Consider the following 23,244-nt stretch of genomic DNA (forward strand, 5'->3'; position numbering starts at 1 on the left):
TTGGCACCAAGGGGCGTTGGCTGGGCGCTTAGGCGCGCAGCAGGGTCTTCCATGCGCGGTTCTGGTACACGGCGATGGCTTGCTGCTTACGGGCATTGAGCAACTCGTCGTTGTGCTCTGCGTCGTCAGTGATTGGCAGGTTGGCCAATTCCTGCAGCTTGTTCATCTCGCCGTACAAACGGTCCAGTTCCGGAATTTCCAGCACGTTACGCGCCAGACGCAACCAGGCCTGAATGCGCTCAATGCGCGGCAGTTGCTCGGCCAGATCTTCGGGTTGCTGCTGGTAGCGGTTCAAGCGCAAGGCAATCGCCTCATCCGACAACAAGCGCGGCAGCCAGCTGTGCAGTTGTGCGGCGCCTTGACGGTTGCCACGGGTGGTGCCGCGATCAACGGTCCAGCTGCGCGCCATCAACCAGCGTGAAGTGTTCAGTGAGAACTGGCCCCAGCGCGGGTCTTCCAGCTCTTCAAGGAACTGCTCAGGCGCGGCTTTACGAACGTCTTCGTCGTCCTGGCCGATCTGAACCAGCGGGCGCCAGTCTTCAAGCAGGGCATCCAGCGCAGCACGCAAGGTGCTGGTGGACTGGCGTGGAGCGGCTTGACCCAGGCTGCTGACCAGCGCGCGCAGGTCAATCAACTGCTGAACCCAGTCCTGCAGCAAACGCCAGTGGCCATTGAAACGGTACTGCTCGGCCAGACGCTGGCTGTTGCCCAGCAAGTGCCAGGCCAGGGCGGCGAAGGCATCGTCCAGTGGCGTCTCGGGTGTCAGCTCTGGGGCGGGCAGGTTGACGCTGTAGCTGTTGGCGTCGAACAGGCGATAGCCACGCTCGGCCTTGCTGATGTCACAAGGCATCAGGGCCAGCTTCTCGGCCAGTTCTGCCGCCAGTTCCAGCAGGGCAGATGGCTCTCCTTCGCGCAGTTCGAGTTCCAGTTCGCAGATCTCTTCTTTCTGCTTGCCGGCAATCACGTGACCCAGGTCCAGGGCCGCTTCGATGACCACTTTGGCCTTGCCGCGACCCCAGGAGATTTCAGCGCGTTCACGTACGAAATCAGTGGTGAAGATTGGCTTCAGGGTTTTTTTGTCCAGCTCGGCCAACTCTTCTGGCCAGCATTCGCCGTCGAGCTTCTTGATGTCGAGCTTGGCTTTCGGCAGGTTCCAGTCGTACTCGTTACGCTCGGACAAACCGGCGATGCTTTGGCCGCGGGTCTTGAGGGTCTGAATCACGTCTTCGCCATCGCGGCGCAGGCGCAGGGCAACCTTGGCCTTGGCCAGATCGCGCTCAGGCGTGTCGAAGTACTGGTTCAACAACTCACGGCTTTCCCAGCCACTTTTGTTGCGCTTTTTCAGCAAGGGGTGCTCGCGCAGGGCGGCGAGGGTTTCGCGGCTGACGCGGAGTTTGATTTCGGTTTCTTTCTGCATGGCCGGAAAATCCAGGATCGGTGCGCAGCCGGGAAAAGTGTGGCTGCCAAGGCCGTGCAGTGTACAGGACAAGCCGCCCCGGCGCGCCGAACGGGTTTATTCTGCGCAGCAGATGGCTCTATGATGGGCCTCGCCCCGCCAACAGGAAGTCAGCGCATGCCTTTACCTTCCATGAAAGAGCAGTTCGCTGCCTTGATCGCCACACCGTCGGTCAGTTGCACCCAGCCTTATCTGGATCAGTCCAATCGCGGGGTGATCGATTTGCTGGCCACCTGGCTGAGCGAGCTGGGCTTTAGCTGCGATATCCAGCAGGTCAGCCCCGGCAAGTTCAACTTGCTCGCCACCTTCGGCAGCGGTCCCGGAGGACTGGTGTTGGCCGGTCACAGCGACACCGTGCCCTACGATGAAGCGCTGTGGCAGACCGATCCACTCAAGCTGACAGAAGTGGATAACCGCTGGGTCGGCCTTGGCAGTTGCGACATGAAGGGTTTTTTCGCGCTGGTGATCGAAGCGGTGCGCCCGTTGCTCGATCAACCGTTCAAGCAGCCGCTGCTGATTCTGGCCACGTGCGACGAAGAGACGTCGATGGCTGGCGCCAGGGCGCTGGTCGAAGCCGGCAGGCCGCTGGGCCGTGCCGCGGTGATTGGCGAGCCGACCGGACTCAAGCCGATCCGCATGCACAAGGGGGTGATGATGGAGCGCATCGAGATTCTCGGGCGCAGCGGCCACTCATCCGACCCAAGCCTGGGGCACAGCGCCCTTGAAGCCATGCACGATGCGATCAGCGAACTCAAAGGCCTGCGTCAGCAGTGGCTCAACGAATACCGCAACCCGCAGTTCAGCGTGCCGCAGCCGACCCTGAACTTTGGCTGTATTCATGGCGGCGATAACCCTAACCGGATTTGCGGGCAGTGCTCGCTGGAATTTGACCTGAGACCGTTACCGGGTATGGACCCCAACGAGCTGCGGGCCATCATTCGCAGCAAGCTGCAACCTTTGGCCGAGCGCCATCAGGTGAAAATTGATTTCGCGCCCATCGCAGCCGGAGTGCCGCCATTCGAACAGGACGCCGATGCAGAGCTGGTACGGGTGGCCGAGCGACTCACCGGCCATCGCGCGCAAGCAGTGGCGTTTGGCACCGAAGCGCCTTATCTTCAGCAGCTTGGCTGCGAAACGCTGGTACTGGGCCCGGGCGACATCGCCTGTGCGCATCAGCCGGGGGAATACCTGGAAATGTCACGTTTGCAGCCGACCGTGCGTCTACTGACTCAACTGGTCGAACACTATTGCCTGAAATAGTGGCGATCCCCTTTGCTTTTCACACAAGGAGAACACGCGTGTTGCCGACCCTGTTTCGACGATAACCATCAGCCCGATGTGCGTTTGCTGTTTTAGCCCTTTTTTAGGCGATTTATTTTTTACAGGCTTTGGTTATGCACGATTACGTTAACTGGTTGCGTCACGCGTCTCCTTACATCAATGCCCACCGCGATTGCACCTTTGTCGTCATGCTCCCCGGCGACGGTGTGGCGCATCCCAATTTTGGCAATATCGTCCACGACCTGGTGCTGTTGCACAGCCTGGGCGTGCGGCTGGTGCTGGTTCACGGCTCGCGTCCGCAAATCGACAGCCGCCTTGAAGCCCGTGGTCTGGTGCCGTACTACCACAACGGCATGCGCGTCACCGACGCCTCCACCCTGGAATGCGTGATCGACGCCGTGGGGCAGTTGCGCATCGCGATTGAGGCGCGCTTGTCGATGGACATGGCATCTTCGCCGATGCAGGGCTCGCGCCTGCGGGTCGCGAGCGGCAACCTGGTGACGGCACGGCCGATCGGGGTGCTCGATGGCGTGGACTTCCACCACACCGGCGAAGTCCGTCGTGTCGACCGCAAGGGCATCAATCGTCTGCTCGATGAGCGCTCGATTGTGTTGCTATCGCCTTTGGGCTACTCGCCGACCGGTGAGATTTTCAACCTGGCGTGTGAAGACGTCGCCACCCGTGCCGCTATCGACCTGGCGGCTGACAAGCTGCTGTTGTTCGGCGCCGAGTCCGGCTTGCTCGACGCAGAAGGGCGCTTGGTGCGCGAGCTGCGCCCACAGCAAGTGCCTGCCCACATGAAGCGTTTGGGCAGCGACTACCAGGCCGAGCTGCTGGAAGCGGCGGCCGAGGCCTGCAGCGGTGGTGTGGCTCGTAGCCATATCGTCAGCTATGCCGAAGATGGCGCCTTGCTGACGGAGCTGTTCACCCGTCATGGTGGCGGTACGTTGGTGGCCCAGGAGCAATTCGAACTGATCCGTGAAGCGGCGATTGAAGACGTCGGCGGTTTGCTGGACCTGATCAGCCCGCTGGAAGAACAGGGCATTCTTGTGCGTCGCTCGCGAGAAGTGCTGGAGCGTGAGATCGAACAGTTCAGCGTGGTTGAGCGCGAAGGGATGATTATCGCCTGTGCGGCGCTGTATCAGATTGCTGACTCGGATGCGGGGGAGCTGGCGTGCCTGGCGGTGAATCCGGAGTACCGTCATGGTCGCCGTGGGGATGAGCTGCTGGAACGCATCGAAAACCGCGCCCGGGCACAAGGGTTGAAAACCCTGTTCGTATTAACCACGCGTACTGCGCACTGGTTCCGTGAACGCGGGTTTGAACCTAGCGGTGTCGAGCGCCTGCCGGCGGCGCGAGCGTCGCTGTACAACTATCAGCGTAACTCCAAGATCTTCGAGAAAACGCTGTAAGGCGCCTGTGGCATGCAGCCTCCAAAACTTTGTAGTCGCTGAGGAGCGGAGCGAGGCTGCGATCGAGCGCGAAGCGGTCGTAAACCCGGTGAGCGTGGTGTATCTGACACACCGCAGCGAATGGATTTACGGCCGCTGCGCAACCGATCGCAGCCTCGTGCCTCGTCAGCGACTACAGCAAAGCCTTTGAGGGGCTTTTGATCTGCCTAGTTACTGATCGCCAAAATACTCGCCTGATACGAGGCCACAAACAGGTCGAAGTCGCCTTCTTCTGTTTGTTCGGTCTGGATCTGTTCGAGCAATGACTTGCGTGCTTTTTCTTCAAACGCGGCCTGATCTTCTGCGCTCAACGGTTCGCTACGGAAGAACTCGGCATGGGCCAGGCTTTGGCGCATCGAGAACTGGGCGAAGCTTTCGTTGTGCTCACTCATGCTGGCCAGCACTCTGGCAGACGGCGTCAGTGACACGTCCTTGATCTTGGCCAGCTGTTCGTCGACGGCTTTGCTGTGGTGATCGCCACCGTGGCTCTGGTCGAGCAGGGCGGCCAGCGGCGCGATTTTTTCCAGCAGTTCTGCCGCCCATTCCTTCATGTCGACGGCTGCACCATCACGCTGCAGTTGCAGGCCCGGACGGCGACCCTCCATGACTACGCTCAGGAAGTTCGAAGAGCAGCTGCCGCACCCTGTGCTGTCGAACTGCGGGCTGTCTTGCAGCGCGCAATACAGCAGGAAGGCGTCCAGAAAACGTGCCTCTGGCAGGTCAATGCCTACCGGCAGGAACGGGTTGATATCCAGCAAACGCACTTCAACGTACTGCACGCCACGGGACACCAGGGCCTGAATCGGCCGCTCGCCGGTGTAGGTCACACGCTTGGGACGGATGTTGGAGTAGTACTCGTTTTCGATTTGCAGGATGTTGGTGTTCAACTGCACCCATTCACCATCCTTGTGCGTGCCGATTTCAACATAAGGCGCGTAAGGCGTGGCCACTGCTTTGCGCAGGCTGTCGGTGTAGCTGTCCAGGTTGTTGTAGCACGGCGTCAGGCCAGCCTGGGCGTTGCTCTGGTAACCCAGGTCGCTCATGCGCAGGCTGGTGGCGTACGGCAGGTAAAGCGTGTCGGGGTCCAGTTGTTCCAGCTGGTGTGAACGACCGCGCAAAAAGCCGGCGTCCAGCGCTGGGGAGGCACCGAACAGGTACATCAGCAGCCAGCTGTAACGACGGAAGTTGCGAATCAGGGCGATGTAGGCGTTCGACTGATAGTCGCGCTCGGTACCCACAAAGCCTTCGGCCTGCATCAGCACGGGCCACAGGGCCTCGGGCAGGGAGAAGTTGTAATGGATACCGGCGATGCACTGCATGGTCTTGCCGTATCGCAGGGCCAGGCCCTTGCGGTACACGTACTTGAGCTGCCCGATGTTGGACGTGCCGTAGTAGGCAATCGGGATATCTTCTTCGGCCGGCAACGGGCACGGCATCGAAGGGCTCCACAGGAACTCGTTGCCGAGCTTGCTGTAGGCAAAGCGGTGGATCTTGTCGAGGCTGGCCAGCGTCTGCGCCGGATCGGGCAGGGCCGGGGTGATGAACTCCAGCAGCGATTCGGAATAGTCGGTGGTGATTTGATCGTTGGTCAGCGCCGAGCCCAATTCTTCAGGGTGCGGGGTCTGAGCCAGGCGTGCATCAGGCGTGACGCGCAGGCATTCGCGCTCGATGCCGTGCAGGCATTGCTCAAGCAGAGTGAGGTTAGCGCGCTCGCTGAGCAGAGCCAGGCGGCGGTTGAGAAGTTGGCTCAAGTTGGATTCCTTCACGCGTCAGTCGCCCCAATATGGGGGTGGTCAGGACGGTCTACAAGGGTGAAGTTGAAACCGGCGTGGTCGCCTGGCTTTTGTTGATACTGCTTTGGCCCCGTCCCTGTTTCGGCCCCTGAGCGCTCCAAGCGCCTTCCGGCACCGCGTCAGCAGTACCGAAATTAACTCAAATGACCCCGTGGCGGCTACAGGACAGCGAACGTGCCTTGTGCTTTTGCGACCAGTTTGTCGCCCTGGAATACATCGGCTTCGACCACCAGCGTACGTCGTCCGGGGTGGATGACTTTGGCGATGCACAGTACGTCGCCTTCAGACACCGCGCGGATGTAGTTGATCTTGCACTCGATGGTCGCGCTCTGCTGATCGAACCCATGGGCGCTGGAACACGCCAGCCCCATGCTGATATCGACCAGGCTGAACAGCGCGCCACCGTGCAGCTTGCCACCCCGGTTGCGCAGTTGCGGCTCCAGGCTGAGCGCTACGTGCGCCACGCCGTCTTCCACCGACTGCACGCGGCAACCGATCAACTCGCTGAAAGCGCTTTGGGTCAGGCCGTCCGGGAGCGCCATTAGCGTTTCTTCAACTGTTTGGCGTTGGCAAACAGCGAAGCCATCGCGTTGTTGCTTGGCGCTGCGGCAACGGTTTCTTTACGGGGTGCGGTGTTTTGCTGGCGCGGGGCGGAACCCGGGCGTGCACCACGGGCGCCGTCGATCTTCTCGCCCGGCGTGTCGCTCATGCGCATCGACAAGCCAACGCGTTTGCGCGGGATATCGACTTCCATGACCTTGACCTTGACCACGTCACCGGCTTTCACGGCTTCACGGGGGTCCTTGATGAACTTCTCGGACAATGCCGAGATGTGCACAAGGCCGTCCTGATGCACGCCGATATCGACGAAAGCACCGAAGTTGGTCACGTTGGTCACCACTCCTTCCAGGATCATGCCCAGTTGCAGGTCCTTGAGGTCTTCGACGCCTTCCTGGAACTCAGCCGTCTTGAACTCGGGACGCGGGTCGCGGCCCGGTTTTTCCAGCTCTTGCAGAATGTCGGTAACGGTCGGAAGGCCGAAGGTTTCGTCGGTGAACTTCTTCGGGTCCAGACGCTTCAAGAAGCTCGCGTCGCCGATCAGCGAGCGGATGTCGCGCTCGGTGTCCGAAGCAATGCGCTTGACCAGCGGGTAGGCCTCGGGGTGAACCGCCGAGCTGTCCAATGGGTTGTCGCCATTCATCACGCGCAAGAAACCTGCCGCTTGCTCGAAGGTTTTTTCGCCCAGGCGGCTGACTTTTTTCAGCGCCGCACGGGTTTTGAACGCGCCGTTCTCGTCGCGATGACTGACGATGTTTTGCGCCAGCGTGGCGTTGAGGCCCGAGATACGCGCCAGCAGCGCCACGGATGCGGTGTTCACGTCCACGCCCACGGCGTTTACGCAATCTTCAACCACAGCGTCCAGGCCACGTGCCAGTTTGAGTTGGGACACGTCGTGCTGGTACTGACCCACACCAATGGACTTTGGATCGATCTTCACCAGTTCGGCCAGCGGGTCTTGCAGGCGGCGGGCAATGGACACGGCACCACGGATCGATACGTCCAGGTCCGGGAATTCCTTGGCCGCCAGTTCCGAGGCCGAGTACACCGAAGCACCGGCTTCAGAGACCATCACCTTGGTGACTTTCAGGGCCGGGTATTTTTTCATCAGGTCGATGACCAGCTTGTCGCTTTCGCGGCTGGCAGTGCCGTTGCCGATGGCGATCAGCTCCACCGAGTGCTTGGCGCACAGGGCGGCCATGACCGAGATCGTCTGATCCCATTTGTTGTGCGGTACGTGGGGGTACACGGTGGCGTATTCCAGCAGCTTGCCGGTGGCATCGACCACGGCAATCTTGCAGCCGGTGCGCAGGCCCGGGTCCAGGCCCAGGGTGGCGCGCGGGCCAGCAGGTGCGGCCAGCAGCAGGTCGTGCAGGTTGTGGGCGAATACGTTGATCGCTTCGGTTTCAGCACCGTCGCGCAACTCACCCAGCAAGTCGGTTTCAAGGTGGGTGTAGAGCTTGACCTTCCAGGTCCAGCGCACTACTTCGCCCAGCCACTTGTCCGCCGGGCGGTTCTGGTTTTGCAGGCCGAAACGTTCGGCAATCATCATTTCGCCGGGATGCATCGACCCAGGCAGTTCTTCGCCCACTTTGAGTGAAGAGCTGAGAATACCTTCGTTGCGACCACGGAAAATCGCCAGCGCACGGTGCGAAGGCATGCTTTTGAGCGGCTCATCGTGTTCGAAGTAGTCGCGGAACTTGGCGCCTTCTTCTTCTTTGCCAGCGATCACGCGGGCACTGAGAATGGCTTCGTTCTTGAGGAAGCTGCGCAGTTTATCCAGCAGGCTGGCGTCTTCGGCGAAGCGCTCCATGAGGATGTACTTGGCGCCGTCGAGGGCCGCCTTGGTATCAGCCACACCTTTTTCTGCGTCGATAAAACGGGCAGCTTCGGTTTCAGGGTTGCGTGTCGGGTCGTTGAACAGGCCATCTGCCAACTCGCCAAGGCCTGCTTCCAGGGCGATCTGGCCCTTGGTGCGGCGTTTTTGCTTGTAAGGCAGGTACAAGTCTTCGAGGCGGGTTTTGGTCTCGGCGAGTTTGATGTCGCGGGCGAGTTCGGGTGTCAATTTGCCTTGTTCTTCGATGCTGGCGAGGATGCTCACGCGCCGTTCGTCGAGTTCACGCAGATAGCGCAGGCGTTCTTCCAGATGACGTAACTGGGTGTCATCCAGGCTGCCGGTCACTTCCTTACGGTAGCGAGAAATGAAGGGTACGGTGGAGCCTTCATCCAGAAGAGCGACGGCCGCTTCGACCTGCTGCGGGCGCACGCCAAGTTCTTCGGCGATGCGGCTGTTGATGCTGTCCATAAAACCACCTGACAAATTGTGATGCAGGCTCGCAGGCCCGGGCTTGAAGGCCTGCGAGGCTGGTTGAGCGGCCCGGAGGGCGCCGCTACCTGGGCCAAAAGGGCAGCCTGTTGACCCGTGAAATCAGCAAATTACGGCAGGTGTTGAAAAAATAAATCCTGCCACAACCATTGAAAATTCGAGGTTGCCTGACACAAAAGGCGGCGCATTATAACCAGCGTTCCCGGATTCAGGGGACTGCAGGCTGCGGCCACATTGATTGGTCTGCTGTTTGTAGAGGAAAAATCTGCTAACAATGCACACCATGCGTATGACAGCAGCTAAGCCATAATGCGCGCCGAGATCACAGGAGCATCTAATGAGCAGCATTGCACAACCGGCTGAAGGCGAAAAAATTCTCATCGTTGATGACGATCCTGGACTGAGCAGCCTGCTGGAACGTTTCTTCGTCAGCAAGGGCTATCGTGCCCGGGCTGTGCCGAACGTCGAGCAAATGGATCGTTTGCTGGCTCGAGAGGTATTCAACCTGGTGGTACTGGATTTGATGCTGCCCGGTGAAGACGGCTTGTCTGCCTGCCGCCGCCTGCGTGCAGCGGGCAATCGGGTGCCGATCATCATGCTGACCGCCAAGGGCGACGAGCTGAGCCGCATCAAGGGCCTGGAACTGGGCGCCGACGATTACCTGGCCAAACCGTTCAACCCCGATGAGCTGATGGCTCGGGTGCGGGCTGTATTGCGCCGCCAGTCGGCACCGGTGCCGGGTGCGCCGGGCAGCGAAGACGAAAGCGTGACGTTCGGTGATTACGAGTTGTCCCTGGCCACCCGCGAACTCAAGCGCGGTGATGAAGTTCACATGCTCACCACGGGTGAGTTTGCGGTCCTCAAGGCCTTGGTCATGCATGCTCGCGAGCCATTGACCCGTGACAAGCTGATGAATCTGGCCCGTGGTCGCGAATGGGATGCACTGGAGCGTTCAATCGACGTTCAGATCTCCCGTTTGCGTCGCATGATCGAGCCTGATCCGTCCAAACCGCGCTATATCCAGACTGTCTGGGGCGTAGGTTATGTGTTCGTGCCGGATGGCAACGCGACCAAGTGACCGATCATTTGTAGGAGCGAGTCATTCAGGTACCTGAGTGGCTCGCGATTCATTTTTTTGCGGGCTTTTGGGCTCGTTCCTGCAAAGTGTAAAAACGGCTGTCTATGAAAACCCCTCTCTGGTTTCCCCAAAGTTTCTTCTCGCGCACTCTCTGGCTCGTCCTGATTGTCGTTCTGTTTTCCAAGGCACTGACGCTGGTTTACCTGCTCATGAACGAGGACGTGTTGGTCGACCGCCAATACAGTCACGGTGTGGCACTGACCTTGCGCGCCTATTGGGCGGCCGATGAGGAAAACCGCAACAAGATTATCGATGCCGTTGATTTGGTGCGCGTCGTGGGTGGTGGTGTGCCCGAGGGTGAGCAGCACTGGCCTTACAGCGAAATCTACCAACGTCAGATGCAGGACGAGCTAGGCCCTGACACCGAAGTTCGCTTGCGCATGCACACGTCTCCCGCCCTGTGGGTGCGTGCGCCTAGCCTGGGTGAAGGCTGGTTGAAAGTGCCGCTGTATCCGCATCCGCTTCGTGGGCAGAAAATCTGGAATGTCCTGGGCTGGTTCCTGGCCATTGGCTTGTTATCCACTGCGTCGGCGTGGATTTTCGTCAGCCAGCTCAATCAGCCGCTCAAGCGACTGGTGTATGCGGCTCGTCAACTGGGGCAGGGGCGCAGCGTGCGCTTGCCGATCAGCGACACCCCCAGCGAGATGACCGAGGTGTACAGCGCCTTCAATCAAATGGCTGAAGATGTTGAGCAGGCAGGCCGTGAGCGTGAGCTGATGCTTGCCGGTGTGTCCCATGACCTGAGAACACCGCTGACCCGTTTGCGCCTTTCTCTGGAGCTGATGGGCAACCACAGCGACCTTTCAGACGATATGGTGCGTGACATTGAGGACATGGATGCGATTCTCGATCAGTTCCTGGCCTTTATCCGTGATGGGCGTGACGAGCCGGTCGAAGAAGTTGATCTGTGTGATCTGATCCGCGAAGTGGTGGCGCCCTACAACCAGAACGGTGAACAGGTGCGCTTGCGCTTGCAGCCGATCCAGCCGTTTGCGTTGCGTCGGGTGTCGATGAAGCGTCTGCTCAACAACCTGATCGGCAATGCCCTGCACCATGCGGGCGAAGACGTTGAGGTTGCAGCATATGTGTCCGGAGACGTCAGTGCACCGTACGTGGTGCTCAGCGTAATGGACCGGGGCGCGGGGATTGATCCTTCGGAACTTGAAGACATCTTCAATCCGTTTATTCGCGGTGACCGTGCCCGTGGTGGCAAAGGCACAGGGTTGGGCCTGGCTATCGTGAAGCGGATTGCCTCCATGCATGGCGGCAATGTTGAATTGCGTAACCGTAGCGGCGGTGGGCTGGAAGCCCGTGTACGCCTGCCGCTGGGGCTTATGTTGCCAAGAGGGGCGGTGTAGATTTTTCTGGCCCTGTGGGAGCGGGCTTGCTCGCGATGCAGGCGGCGCGGTCAGCCAGTTAAACTGCGGTGCTGCCATCGCGGGCAAGCCCGCTCCCACAGGGTTTGACGGGCGTTTAGCCTTTGCCCTTGGTCCGTGTCATGTGCGGGCTGCTGTTTTTTTCAAGATGTTGAATGATGATCCCGGCCACGTCCTTGCCTGTGGTGGTTTCAATACCTTCCAGGCCCGGCGATGAATTGACCTCCAGCACCAATGGGCCGTGGTTGGAGCGCAAAATATCGACCCCCGCCACGCTCAACCCCATGACCTTGGCCGCACGAATGGCGGTCATGCGCTCCTCAGGGGTGATCTTGATCAGGCTGGCGCTACCGCCCCGGTGCAGGTTGGAACGGAACTCGCCAGGTTTGGCCTGACGCTTCATGGCCGCGATGACCTTGTCCCCGACCACGAAGCAGCGAATATCGGCACCTCCTGCTTCCTTGATGTATTCCTGCACCATGATGTTTTGCTTGAGCCCCATAAAGGCCTCAATCACCGATTCAGCGGCAGTGGCGGTTTCACACAGCACCACGCCGATGCCCTGGGTGCCTTCCAGTACCTTGATCACCAGCGGCGCGCCATTGACCATCTCGATCAGGTCGGGAATGTCGTCAGGGGAGTGGGCAAAACCGGTCACAGGCAAACCCAGGCCCCGACGCGACAGCAGTTGCAACGAGCGCAGCTTGTCCCGTGAACGGGCAATCGCTACCGACTCATTGAGCGGGAAAACACCCATCATTTCGAACTGACGCAACACTGCACAGCCATAGAACGTGACCGAGGCACCGATACGCGGGATTACGGCATCGAAGCCTTCCAGTGGCTTGCCGCGATAGTGAATCTGCGGCTTATGACTGGCAATGTTCATATAGGCGCGCAGGGTATCGATCACTACCATTTCATGGCCTCGTTCGGTACCGGCTTCAACCAGACGACGAGTGGAATACAGACGCGGGTTACGCGACAGCACAGCGATCTTCATGCAACACCTGTGGCAGAGGTAGTAGTGACCGGAAACACCGGCTTGTCTTGAACGTATTTATGTTCTGGATTCACGACCAGCTGGCCGTCAATCAGGGCTTTCGAGCCCAGTAATAAGCGGTAACGCATCGATTTGCGGCAGGCGAGGGTGAACTCGACCTGCCAGACCCGATCGCCCAGCGCCAGGCCGGTACGGATCACATAGCGAACCTGAGTGTGACCATTGGAGCTTTTTATGGTTTTTATGGCGACTAACGGGGCTTCACAGCTGCGGTGGCGCAGCTGTACCAACGTGCCCAAATGGGCATTGAAACGTACCCACTTTTCACCCTCGCGCTCAAATGGCTCGATCTCGGTGGCGTGCAAGCTGGAGGTACTGGCACCGGTGTCGATTTTCGCCCGCAGGCCGGCAACTCCCAAATCGGGAAGCGCCACCCACTCGCGCAGACCGACAACGGTCAAGTGATCAAAAGTCTTCAATATAAGTAACCAGCGATTAACGTATTCAGGCTGCAGGAGAAACCCTGCAGGTAAAACAATCGGCGATGCCGATTTGGCTGTGTAGAAAGGGTATTCACGCAGAATATTCGGCAAATGGCGACAGTTATCTACGTGTACGCTGTTCAGCAGGCAGGCATTCTATCGGGCTGATTGCTTCAGTTGTTCATCGCAAGTAGTAGTACAGTTCTGACTATTCAAATGAAGAGGGATTCCAGTGGCACAAAAACAGGAAGTGGACGACAAGGTTCGCCTGGACAAGTGGCTCTGGGCAGCGCGTTTTTACAAAACCCGTGCATTGGCCAAAGCCGCGATCGAAAGCGGCAAGGTGCATTGCCGTGGTGAGCGCTGCAAACCGAGCAAAGAGCCACGGGTGGGCGATGAACTGCAAATACGTGTAGGCCTTGAAGAACGTACTGTGGAAGTCAAAGCACTTTCAGTGGTGCGTCGAGGCGCTCCCGAGGCTCAATTGCTGTACGCCGAAACCGGGCAAAGCATTGCCAAGCGGGAAAACGCAGCGGCCATGCGCAAATCCGGTGCAATGGGCATCAGCACCGAAGGAAAACCAACCAAGAAGCAACGACGCCAACTGCATCAGTTCCATGATGCCAGTGGGGCCGAGTGAGCTGGCCGAAGCTCGCAAACCGTACGTCGAGTCTGTGTGCGCATAACTTGTAATCATCCATGTATGGCGCCATATAGGGTCATTAGACCTGCACGACATCCAACGATCCGTACACATTTTGTCACCAATTCAGAACTCTATTCTTATGTCCGACTTACTCAAAAACGATGCCACACAACGCTTTATGTTCGATACCAGCGACGCCCGTGGCGAACTGGCATCGCTGGAGCATAGCTACGCTGACGTGTTGGCCAAGCACGCTTATCCACAGCCGGTCCAGCAGTTGCTGGGCGAGCTGATGGCTGCTGCTGCGTTGCTGGTGGGCAACCAGAAAATTGATGGTTTGCTGAGCTTGCAAGCCCGTTCCGAAGGCCCGGTGCCACTGCTGATGATCGAATGCACCAGCGACCGTGAGATACGCGGCCTGGCACGTTTCGACGCCGATCGCATTGCTCCTGATGCCACTCTGGCCGACCTGCTGCCCAATGGCGTACTGGCCATTACCATTGATCCTACGGTTGGCAAACGCTACCAGGGGATTGTGGACCTGAACGGCGAAACCCTGGCCGACTGTTTCACCAACTACTTCGTGATGTCCGAGCAAGTGCCAACCCGCTTCTGGCTGGTTGCCGATGGCCAGCGCGCCCGTGGCATGTTCTTGCAGCAGTTGCCTGCCGACGTGGTCAAGGATGAAGACGAGCGTGTGGACAGCTGGGACCGGCTGCTGATGCTGGGCGATACCCTCAAGGCTGAAGAGCTGCTGGGGCTGGACAACGAAACCATCCTGCACCGCCTTTATCACGAAGAAACCGTGCGTCTGTTTGACAACGAGGCCATCGAATTCAAGTGCAGCTGTTCCCGTGAGCGTTCGGGCAATGCCCTGACCAGCCTCGGCCACGAAGATGCGCTGACTCTGGTGACCGAGCATGGCGGTCATATCGAAATCGACTGCCAGTTTTGCAACGAGCGCTACCTGTTTGATGCGGCTGATGTCGATCAATTGTTCGCAGGCGCGGGTGTTGAATCCCCTTCTGGCACTCATCACTAAAACGTTTCAGCCTAGGTAAAACACCTGTCAAACCCCGTTCTTGCGCGGTTCTGACAGGTGGGCCCTACTCTTTTTGGGGTTTTCTGGCATAATCCGGCCCACTTTTTTCGCGGTAGTAGTGCAAATTTTTCTACTACAAAACGTTTGGCGCACTCGGCCAATGGCCGACGGGGAACCTCATGACGCAAGCTAATAACGCCGTGTACACCGATCTGAGCATCGACGATCTGGTCAAAGAAGCCCTGAGCCGTGGTGAAGGCGTGCTTGCCGACAATGGCGCACTGGTTGTCGAAACTGGCCACCGTACAGGCCGTTCACCGGCTGACCGCTTCATTGTTGAAGAGCCGTCCACTCAGGCATCCATTGCCTGGGGCCCGATCAACCGCAAGTTCCCGGCCGACAAGTTCGATGCCTTGTGGGACCGCGTCGAGGCGTTCAACAACGCGCAAGAGCATTTCGTTTCCCACGTGCATGTAGGTGCTTCCGAAGACCACTACCTGGCCGTGAAAATGACGACCCAGACTGCCTGGCAGAACCTGTTCGGCCGTTGCCTGTTCATCAACCCGGCTCAGTACAACCCGGCCGGTCGTGAAGAGTGGCAAGTGCTCAACGTAGCCAATTTCGAGTGCGTACCTGAGCGTGATGGCACCAACTCTGACGGTTGCGTGATCCTCAACTTCGCCCAGAAAAAAGTGCTGATCGCCGGTATGCGTTACGCCGGTGAAATGAAAAAAGCCATGTTCTCGGTACAGAACTTCCTGTTGCCTGCTGCTGACGTGCTGCCGATGCACTGCGCAGCCAACATTGGCGAAGAAGGCGATGTGACCCTGTTCTTCGGCCTGTCCGGCACCGGTAAAACCACCCTGTCCGCCGATGAAAGCCGTTACCTGATCGGTGATGACGAACACGGTTGGGGCGAAGGTGTGGTGTTCAACATCGAAGGCGGTTGCTATGCCAAGTGCATCGACCTGTCCGAGAAGAACGAGCCGGTCATCTGGAAAGCCATCAAGCACGGCGCCGTGTTGGAGAACGTTGTTCTCGACGATGCCAAGCACCCTGACTATGCCGATGTCAGCCTGACCCAGAACAGCCGCGCAGCTTACCCGCTGGAGCACGTTGCCAAGCGTTCCGAGAAGAACCTGGGCGGCGAGCCAAACGCTGTGATCTTCCTGACCTGCGACCTGACCGGCGTATTGCCGCCCGTGTCGATCCTCAGCGAAGAACAAGCGGCCTACCACTTCCTGTCCGGCTACACCGCACTGGTGGGCTCGACTGAAATGGGTTCGGGCAGCGGCATCAAGTCCACCTTCTCCACCTGCTTCGGCGCACCGTTCTTCCCGCGTCCGGCTGGCGAATACGCAGAGCTGCTGATCAAGCGCATCCGCGGCTTCGGCTCCAAGGTGTACCTGGTCAACACCGGCTGGACCGGCGGTGGCTACGGTGTTGGCAAGCGCTTCAACATCCCGACCACCCGTGGCGTGATTGCCGCGATCCAGAGCGGTGCTCTGGTCGGCGCAGAAACCGAACACCTGGACACCATCAACCTCGACGTGCCATTGGCCGTACCGGGCGTTGACACTGTTCTGCTCAACCCACGCAACACCTGGGCAGACAAAGCTGCCTACGACGAAGCTGCCAAGGCATTGGCTGGCCTGTTCGTAGAGAACTTCAAGAAGTTCGACGTCAGCGACGCGATCAAGGCAGCGGGTCCGAAGGCGTAAGCATTCGATCAGTGTGTTGATCCACAAAGAAGCCGCCTGAGAGGGCGGCTTTTTTGTGCCTGAGCAGATGCATCCTGTGGGAGCGGGCTTGCTCGCGATGGCATCGCCGGTGTGATTCTGGCAAACCGCGTTGCCTGAATCCCAAGCAAGACTGCTCCCACAGAACGTTTCACCTAAGCTTCCAGGTTTTGCGTATCCCAATGGCCGCTGCTGATCGCCGCGTACAGCATGCCGATGGTCAAGGGTACTTTGCCCTCGCGGCCCTTGGCCTTGCGCTTGAGGTGCGGGTCGTTGCCCGCAGGCTGGAAGTAGCGGTAGGCATCGTAGTCCGCCAACTCGAGCCCGAAACGTTCCTCAAGGGCTTCCATCAAATGCGGAGCATCGCTGCCATTGCAGCCAAGATCCGCGTTGATCGCGGTTTTGAGGCTGATGGTTTTGTGTTCCGGCAGACCGATTTCTTCATGCAGCAACTGCATCAGCTCGCGCAGGATGGGGGTGTCCGGGAGGTCGGTGGCGAGTTTCATTGATTAGTGTCCGTAAGATTCGTATTGCTTTATGAGCTTTTTAATGTGTCTTTGGTAGTTCTTTTAAAAATGCTATATTTAGTGCTTGTTGATTGTGGCTCAAGTGGCTTACAGGTTTAGCAGATGAGTCATCCCATAGACACAGGCATGAGGCCCTACCATGACATTCGCCATGCTCGCTAAAGTCGCGGCATCCGTGACAGATCTGAAAAAAGACCCCATGGGTACTTATCGTGAAAGCGGTGGTGATCCAATGGTCATTCTCAATCGTAACGAACCCGCTTTTTATATCCTTTCACCAGAGCGCTACGAGCTGCTGCTGGAGATGATCGACGATGCCGAGTTGGCAAGGGTCGTCAATGAGCGGCGGGGCAATCCCACTCTCAAGGTCGATATTGATGAGCTCATCGCAACTGCCGAAAAAAGCTGATTCACAGGCAACTGCAATCAGGACATATAGCCTTGAGTTCGAAATTGAAGCAAAAAAAGAACTGGAAAAGTTGGATAAGGCACTTCAAATCCAACTGCTGAAAAAGCTCAAATCGCGCCTGCTGTCCCCCAAGGTTCCTTCGGCCAGACTCAGTAACATGCCTAATTGTTACAAGATCAAGCTGCGCGCCAGTGGGGTGAGGCTGGTGTATGAAGTCATTGATAACCGCCTGATAGTTCTGGTGCTTGGAGTCGGCAGGCGTGATGACAACGCTGTCTACATCAGTGCCAGAAAGCGTCTCCACTAGTGTTGTACGCGGATCTCGGGACACATCTGTATCATCCCCTCTCAATTTGCCCCCGGCCTATTCTCGATCGGCTGCAAACCTGGCGTAGAGTTTTGCGCTTTGCAACGGTCAAAGGAGTGACAGTCATGCACAACACCCTGGAACAGGTCTTTGGTTATCCACAGTTTCGTGCCGGGCAAGAAGCGGCGATCAGTGCCGTGTTGGCTGGACGTTCAGCGGCGGCGATTTTCCCTACGGGATCGGGCAAATCCCTGTGTTACCAACTGCCGGCTTTGCTGTTGCCTCACCTGACGCTAGTGGTTTCGCCGCTGTTGGCCCTGATGCAGGACCAATTGGCTTTTTTGCAGCGCCACGGGATTGCAGCGGCCAGCATCGATTCGGCGCAAAGCCGCGACGAGGCAAGCGCCGTCATGGCCCGGGCGAAAGCGGGCGAGTTGAAGATCCTGATGATTTCGGTCGAGCGACTGAAAAACGAGCGCTTTCGTAACTTTTTGCAGCAAGTGCCGATTTCCCTGCTGGTGGTGGACGAAGCGCACTGTATTTCCGAGTGGGGGCATAATTTCCGTCCGGACTACCTGAAGCTTCCGGACTACCAGCGCCAGTTCAATATCCCGCAAGCGCTGCTGCTGACCGCGACGGCGACCCCTAATGTGATCGCAGACATGCAGGTCAAGTTCGCGATTGCCGAGTCGGACGTCATCACCACCGGTTTCTATCGCGCCAATCTCAATCTGTGGGTCGAGCCCGTCACTGGCGCCGCCAAGCGTCAGCGCCTGGTGCAGTGGATGGGCGAGCGTATCGGCCAGCCGAGCATTGTGTATGTCACGCTGCAAAAGACCGCCGAGCACATTGCCCAGCACTTGAACCAGAACGGGATCAGCGCCAACGCCTATCACGCCGGTTTGCCCCATGATCAGCGCGAGGGCATTCAGCGCCAGTTCATGGGCGGGCAGTTGAATTGCATCGTTGCCACCATTGCCTTTGGCATGGGTATCGACAAGAGCGACATCCGCAACGTGGTGCATTTCGACTTGCCCAAGTCGATCGAAAACTACAGCCAGGAAATCGGCCGGGCCGGGCGTGATGGCGCACCCTCGGAGTGCCTGGTGCTGGCTAATCGCGACAGCCTCAATGTGCTGGAAAACTTTGTGTATGGCGACACGCCGGAGTTGCAGGGCATTCGCTGTGTGCTCGATGAGTTGCGTGAGGCAATGGTGCAAGGGCAGTGGGAGTTCATGCTGCTGCCTCTGTCCGATCAGAGCAACATTCGTCAGTTACCGCTCAAGACTTTGTTGGTCCAGTTGGAACTGCGTGGCCTGATTGCCCCTCGCTATGCCTATTTCGCCGAGTATCGTTTCAAATTCCTGATAGAACCTGAGGTGTTGCTGGCCAAGTTTGAGGGCGAGCGTCAGCAATTTGTCTCGGCCATCATCCAGACTTCCAGCCGAGCCAGAACCTGGGCTACGGTGAATTTCGACGGGCTGTACAGCCAGCATCAGGCTGATCGGAACCGGGTGGTCAAAGCGCTGGATTACTTTCAGGAGAAGGGCTGGATCGAACTTGAAAGCAAGCAGATGACCGAGGTCTACAGCCTGTTGGTTCAAGATTTTGATGCCCAGGCTCTGAGCCTGGAGCTGCATGCCTACTTCACGGCTCACGAGCGTGGCGAGATTACGCGGATTCACGCAATGTTGGCGCTGTTCGCCAGTGAAACCTGCTTGAGCTACCGGCTGGCGCAGTATTTTGGGGATGAGCAGGCGCCGCAGCAGTGCGGGCATTGTTCGGTGTGCGCAGGGCAGGTCGCTCACTTGCCGGAGCCACCCGCACTGATGCCGCTTGTGGATAAAAACTTCGAAGTCCTGTGTGGTGCTTTTATCCACAGGCATCAGGAGTTCACGGGAAGTTATCCCCCGGCAGAACGCCTGACCCGGTTTTTATGCGGGATCAGCGTGCCGATGTTCACCAAGATGAAAGCGCGTGCCATTCCAGGTTTTGCGGCATTGGAGAACTACCCCTATGCCGCGGTCCGCGATTGGGCGGTGAAAGGGCTGAGTTAACGGGCAGTCGCTGCCGCAGGCGGCGAGGGCGACCGCAGGTTTTTGTTACCCCAACAACTCGCGCAGCACCCGGGTGAAGTCGCGGCAGCTGGCTTCTTCATCGGCATGACGGCCGTCGCGCACCACCCACTGGCCGTTGACCAATACGTCTCGTACCTGACGATCGCCGCCCGCAAATAGCCAGCGGTTAAGAATGGCGTCGTCCTGTGCCGTGGCCAGGTACGGGTCATTACCGTCCAGTACCAGCCAGTCGGCGCGCTGACCAACGGCTAATCCGGCAACCGCCTGGCCCATCGCCTGGGCGCCGCCCACCAGTGCGGCGTCATACAGCGTGCGGCCGACCATCGGCTGGTCGCTGCGATACATCCGGTTGCGGCGCTGATCGCGCAAGCGCTGGCCGTATTCCAGCCAGCGCAGCTCTTCAACCACGCTCAGGGACACATGGCTGTCCGAGCCAATGCCCATTCGCCCGCCTTGAGCAAGGAAATCCACGGCCGGAAAAATGCCGTCACCCAGGTTGGCTTCGGTGGTCAGGCACAACCCGGCCACGGCCTGGCTCTGCGCCATCAACTGGACTTCGGCAGCGTTGGCGTGGGTTGCATGCACCAGGCACCAGCGTTGATCGACCTCAACGTTGTCATACAGCCACTGGATTGGACGTTTGCCGCTCCAGCTCAGGCAATCGTCGACTTCCTTTTGTTGCTCGGCGATATGGATATGCACCGGGCAGGTCGTGTCGCTGGCCTGCAGGACTTCATGGATTTGCTCGGGAGTGACGGCGCGCAGCGAGTGAAAGCACAAGCCCAGGGTTTGTGCAGGCTGTTGAGCCAGCAGCGGCTTTAGCTGTTGCTGCAGCTTCAGGTAGTGCTCGGTGCTGTTGATAAAACGCCGTTGACCGTCGTTGGGTGCCTGCCCCCCAAAGCCTGAGTGGCTGTAGAGCACCGGCAGCAAGGTCAGGCCAATGCCGGTGGAGCGCGCCGCTTCGCTGATGCGCAGCGCCAGTTCTGCTGGATTGGCATAGGGCTGGCCCGAAAGATCGTGGTGCACGTAATGGAATTCAGCCACCGAGGTGTAACCGGCCTTGAGCATTTCGATGTACAACTGACGGGCAATGACGCCGAGCTGTTCAGGGCTTATTTTTCCGACGAGCCGATACATTAAATCGCGCCACGTCCAGAAACTGTCGTTGGGATTGCCCGCCACTTCGGCCAAACCGGCCATGGCCCGCTGGAATGCGTGGGAGTGCAGATTCGGCATGCCCGGCAGCAGTGGGCCGTTCAGCCGTTCGGCGCCGTGCGCGTCGGCATTGGCCTGGATTCGGGTCAAGTAGCCATCGGCACCGACCTCGATGCGGACATTGGTAGCCCAGCCTGTAGGCAGTAGCGCGCGCTCGGCAAAGAAGACGGACATCGGTTCGGTACCCCATTGCTTGTAATTTGTATATACATATACAGACGTTTGCCTGCTCGGTAAACTCCGGCAAGCTACGACTCTTAACTCATTACCAAGGATTGCCTGTGTCGACTCCGCCTGTCGTGTCCCCGCTGGCCGCCCACATGGGCGATAGCCCGGCCCCGCTTTACGCTCGAGTAAAGCAAATGATCACTGCGCAGATCCAGAGCGGAAACTGGCCGCCGCATTATCGTGTGCCCTCCGAAAGCGAGCTTGTGACCCAGTTGGGGTTCAGCCGCATGACCATCAACCGTGCGCTGCGTGAAATGACCGCCGACGGCTTGCTGGTGCGCATGCAGGGCGTTGGCACCTTTGTGGCCGAGCCCAAGACCCAGTCCGCGCTGTTCGAAGTCAACAATATCGCCGATGAAATCGCTGCGCGCGGGCACAAGCACACCTGCAAGGTCATCAGTCTGGGTGAAGAAATGGCCGGCTCGGAACGTGCCGCCGTGCTCGACATGCGTGAAGGGCAGAAGGTCTTTCACTCACTGATCGTGCACTACGAGAACGGGATTGCCGTGCAAATCGAGGACCGTTTCGTCAATGCCCTGGTGGCACCGGACTACCTCAAGCAGGATTTCACCCTGCAAACGCCTTACGCCTATTTGTCTCAAGTCGCCCCGCTGACTGAGGGCGAGCACGTGGTCGAAGCGATTTTGGCTGACCCCAAAGAGTGCAAATTACTGCAAATCGAGCCCGGCGAGCCGTGCCTGCTGATTCGTCGCCGCACCTGGTCGGGTCGTCAGCCTGTTACCGCCGCCCGACTGATCCACCCCGGTTCCCGTCATCGTCTTGAAGGACGTTTCAATAAATGATCCAGCCTGAAGTTTTACGTGCCGTCGACTATCCGCGCATGCCGTGGAAGAACGGCGGCGGCAGCACTGAAGAAATCACCCGAGATGCAGGCGAGGGCCTTGATGGCTTTGGCTGGCGCCTGTCGATTGCCGATATCGGCGAGTCGGGCGGCTTTTCACGTTTTGACGGCTACCAGCGAATCATCAGCGTGCTGCAGGGTGCGGGCATGAACCTGCAAGTCGACGGGGTGAGCACGCGGGCACTGTTACCGTTCGATGCTTTTGCATTCAAGGGTGAAAGCGCCGTTGCCTGCACCCTGATCGGTGGTCCGATTCGCGACTTCAACCTGATCTATGCCCCGCAGCGCTACACCGCGCGGTTGCAATGGCTGGAGGCGACCACCCCTCAGCGCGTGTTCACTTCGGCGCACACCCTGGTGGTTTTCAGCGCAGGCGAACAGGTCCATGTGGGCCTGGGTAACACCTGCCACGAACACCTGGGCCGTTACGACTGTCTGCAACTGAGCGGCAATCGCGAGTTGCTTGAAGTGACGGTGACAGGCCTGTGCTGTGTGATTGAGTTGAGCGCGGTCTAACTAGCATGTAGTCGCTGCCGCAGGCTGCGAAGGGTTGCGGAGCAACCCGTTTTCCTGGAGCGCCCACGTCCCGCTTCGCAGCCTGCGGCAGCGACTACACACGCTACACGCTCTGTTACCGAACGCCCCAACTCAGCGCACAAACCTCCCCCAGTAACACTCCTGCGAATCATTCATCCTCATCTCAAAAACCTGGCGCACGGTTTTTAGCCTGTGTTTTCGGGCTCTCTAACTTTTTCATTTGCGAATTTCACACATTGGCCGCTAACTTGCATATGCTTGTATGTACAAGTACATAAGTGTGCGTCGATCCTCTTCTCACACCCGACGCATCCGACTATCGCTGAGGAGTTACCCGTGACTTCAACTACCCCAAAATCGCCTGCCGAGTTCACCCGTCACCGTGAAGGTGAAATCCGCGCCGCCCGTGGCACCCAGCTCACTGCTAAAAGCTGGATGACCGAAGCGCCGCTGCGGATGTTGATGAACAACCTCGACCCGCAAGTGGCCGAGAACCCGACCGAGCTGGTGGTGTATGGCGGTATTGGCCGGGCAGCGCGTAACTGGGAGTGCTACGACAAAATCGTCGAAAGCCTGACCAACCTCAACGATGACGAAACCCTGCTGGTGCAGTCGGGCAAGCCGGTCGGCGTGTTCAAAACCCACAGCAATGCGCCGCGGGTGCTGATCGCCAACTCCAACCTGGTACCGCACTGGGCCACGTGGGAGCACTTCAACGAACTCGACGCCAAAGGCCTGGCCATGTACGGCCAGATGACCGCCGGCAGCTGGATCTACATCGGCAGCCAGG

Annotated in this window: 20 protein-coding genes and 1 pseudogene; 13 read left to right on the plus strand and 8 right to left on the minus strand. The window is 58.7% G+C overall.

What is annotated here, in order from left to right:
* Nucleotides 1–28: 28 nt before the first annotated feature.
* On the minus strand, nt 29–1,417 hold the full coding sequence (locus AACY07_RS20510) for a CYTH domain-containing protein (protein WP_339477159.1): 1,389 nt from the start codon (nt 1,415–1,417) through the stop codon (nt 29–31).
* 156 nt (nt 1,418–1,573) lie between these two features.
* Here AACY07_RS20510 and argE point away from each other — a divergent pair, with 156 nt between their 5' ends.
* Together argE and argA are read left to right on the plus strand one after the other, a co-directional pair.
* Nucleotides 1,574–2,716, plus strand: a complete 1,143-nt coding sequence (gene argE, locus AACY07_RS20515; protein ID WP_339477161.1) for an acetylornithine deacetylase — start codon at nt 1,574–1,576, stop codon at nt 2,714–2,716.
* A gap of 134 nt (nt 2,717–2,850) precedes the next feature.
* Nucleotides 2,851–4,149, plus strand: a complete 1,299-nt coding sequence (gene argA, locus AACY07_RS20520) for an amino-acid N-acetyltransferase (RefSeq protein ID WP_133079140.1) — start codon at nt 2,851–2,853, stop codon at nt 4,147–4,149.
* Nucleotides 4,150–4,355: 206 nt separating this feature from the next.
* On the opposite strand, the gene gshA is transcribed toward argA, so the two are convergent.
* The 3 genes from gshA to AACY07_RS20535 all read right to left on the minus strand — a co-directional run bounded on the left by gshA (nt 4,356) and on the right by AACY07_RS20535 (nt 8,844).
* Nucleotides 4,356–5,939 (minus strand): glutamate--cysteine ligase, encoded by a 1,584-nt coding sequence (gene gshA, locus AACY07_RS20525; protein ID WP_133079141.1) that lies wholly within the window; start codon nt 5,937–5,939, stop codon nt 4,356–4,358.
* Nucleotides 5,940–6,139: 200 nt separating this feature from the next.
* Nucleotides 6,140–6,523 (minus strand): PaaI family thioesterase, encoded by a 384-nt coding sequence (locus tag AACY07_RS20530; RefSeq protein WP_133079142.1) that lies wholly within the window; start codon nt 6,521–6,523, stop codon nt 6,140–6,142.
* On the minus strand, nt 6,523–8,844 hold the full coding sequence (locus tag AACY07_RS20535; RefSeq protein ID WP_219262544.1) for a Tex family protein: 2,322 nt from the start codon (nt 8,842–8,844) through the stop codon (nt 6,523–6,525). Before AACY07_RS20535 ends, AACY07_RS20530 begins: the two co-directional genes overlap by 1 nt.
* Before the next feature lie 358 nt (nt 8,845–9,202).
* Here AACY07_RS20535 and ompR point away from each other — a divergent pair, with 358 nt between their 5' ends.
* Both ompR and AACY07_RS20545 read left to right on the plus strand, forming a co-directional pair.
* A complete protein-coding gene (gene ompR / locus AACY07_RS20540) occupies nt 9,203–9,943 on the plus strand; it encodes an osmolarity response regulator transcription factor OmpR (protein WP_048386441.1) in 741 nt (246 codons plus the stop codon).
* 104 nt (nt 9,944–10,047) lie between these two features.
* Nucleotides 10,048–11,361: an ATP-binding protein gene (locus tag AACY07_RS20545; protein WP_019821770.1), complete on the plus strand. Its 1,314-nt coding sequence runs from the start codon at nt 10,048–10,050 to the stop codon at nt 11,359–11,361.
* A gap of 115 nt (nt 11,362–11,476) precedes the next feature.
* Here AACY07_RS20545 and rimK read toward each other — a convergent pair whose 3' ends face one another.
* Nucleotides 11,477–12,382: a 30S ribosomal protein S6--L-glutamate ligase gene (rimK, locus tag AACY07_RS20550; RefSeq protein WP_016783140.1), complete on the minus strand. Its 906-nt coding sequence runs from the start codon at nt 12,380–12,382 to the stop codon at nt 11,477–11,479.
* Nucleotides 12,379–12,861: a retropepsin-like aspartic endopeptidase RimB gene (rimB, locus tag AACY07_RS20555; RefSeq protein ID WP_445261392.1), complete on the minus strand. Its 483-nt coding sequence runs from the start codon at nt 12,859–12,861 to the stop codon at nt 12,379–12,381. Before rimB ends, rimK begins: the two co-directional genes overlap by 4 nt.
* A 235-nt stretch (nt 12,862–13,096) precedes the next feature.
* Here rimB and AACY07_RS20560 point away from each other — a divergent pair, with 235 nt between their 5' ends.
* From AACY07_RS20560 to AACY07_RS20570, 3 genes are all read left to right on the plus strand, one after another.
* The gene (locus AACY07_RS20560; protein ID WP_133079144.1) at nt 13,097–13,504 is read left to right on the plus strand and encodes an RNA-binding S4 domain-containing protein; all 408 of its coding nucleotides are present in this window, start codon (nt 13,097–13,099) and stop codon (nt 13,502–13,504) included.
* 145 nt (nt 13,505–13,649) lie between these two features.
* Entirely contained in the window at nt 13,650–14,552 is a 903-nt protein-coding gene (gene hslO, locus AACY07_RS20565) for an Hsp33 family molecular chaperone HslO (protein ID WP_133079145.1), read from the plus strand.
* A gap of 179 nt (nt 14,553–14,731) precedes the next feature.
* A complete protein-coding gene (locus AACY07_RS20570; protein ID WP_133079146.1) occupies nt 14,732–16,273 on the plus strand; it encodes a phosphoenolpyruvate carboxykinase in 1,542 nt (513 codons plus the stop codon).
* A gap of 173 nt (nt 16,274–16,446) precedes the next feature.
* Here AACY07_RS20570 and AACY07_RS20575 read toward each other — a convergent pair whose 3' ends face one another.
* Complete coding sequence (locus tag AACY07_RS20575; protein ID WP_339477167.1) at nt 16,447–16,797, minus strand: DUF1493 family protein; 351 nt, start codon at nt 16,795–16,797, stop codon at nt 16,447–16,449.
* A 160-nt stretch (nt 16,798–16,957) separates the two neighbouring features.
* Here AACY07_RS20575 and AACY07_RS20580 point away from each other — a divergent pair, with 160 nt between their 5' ends.
* The 3 genes from AACY07_RS20580 (at nt 16,958) to AACY07_RS20590 (ending at nt 19,591) form a co-directional block, all read left to right on the plus strand.
* Nucleotides 16,958–17,227: a type II toxin-antitoxin system Phd/YefM family antitoxin gene (locus AACY07_RS20580; protein WP_326427565.1), complete on the plus strand. Its 270-nt coding sequence runs from the start codon at nt 16,958–16,960 to the stop codon at nt 17,225–17,227.
* Nucleotides 17,196–17,534, plus strand: coding sequence for a type II toxin-antitoxin system RelE family toxin (locus AACY07_RS20585; RefSeq protein WP_339477169.1), 339 nt, complete (start codon nt 17,196–17,198; stop codon nt 17,532–17,534). Before AACY07_RS20580 ends, AACY07_RS20585 begins: the two co-directional genes overlap by 32 nt.
* A 125-nt stretch (nt 17,535–17,659) precedes the next feature.
* Entirely contained in the window at nt 17,660–19,591 is a 1,932-nt protein-coding gene (locus AACY07_RS20590; RefSeq protein ID WP_339477172.1) for a RecQ family ATP-dependent DNA helicase, read from the plus strand.
* A 45-nt stretch (nt 19,592–19,636) separates the two neighbouring features.
* Here the strand turns inward: AACY07_RS20590 and AACY07_RS20595 are convergent, their stop codons facing one another.
* Nucleotides 19,637–21,001 carry a formimidoylglutamate deiminase gene (locus AACY07_RS20595; protein ID WP_339477174.1) on the minus strand — a complete coding sequence of 455 codons (1,365 nt, stop codon included), beginning with the start codon at nt 20,999–21,001 and terminating at the stop codon, nt 19,637–19,639.
* 146 nt (nt 21,002–21,147) lie between these two features.
* Here AACY07_RS20595 and hutC point away from each other — a divergent pair, with 146 nt between their 5' ends.
* The 3 genes and pseudogenes from hutC to AACY07_RS20610 form a co-directional block, all read left to right on the plus strand.
* On the plus strand, nt 21,148–21,858 hold the full coding sequence (gene hutC / locus AACY07_RS20600; RefSeq protein ID WP_219262600.1) for a histidine utilization repressor: 711 nt from the start codon (nt 21,148–21,150) through the stop codon (nt 21,856–21,858).
* Entirely contained in the window at nt 21,855–22,433 is a 579-nt protein-coding gene (locus AACY07_RS20605; protein WP_339477176.1) for a HutD/Ves family protein, read from the plus strand. The genes hutC and AACY07_RS20605 overlap by 4 nt, the downstream gene beginning before the upstream one ends.
* Nucleotides 22,434–22,790: 357 nt before the next feature.
* A pseudogene (locus AACY07_RS20610) lies at nt 22,791–23,244 on the plus strand (urocanate hydratase); the annotation flags it as partial.

Source organism: Pseudomonas sp. RL_5y_Pfl2_69 (assembly GCF_963970465.1).
Taxonomy (GTDB): domain Bacteria; phylum Pseudomonadota; class Gammaproteobacteria; order Pseudomonadales; family Pseudomonadaceae; genus Aquipseudomonas.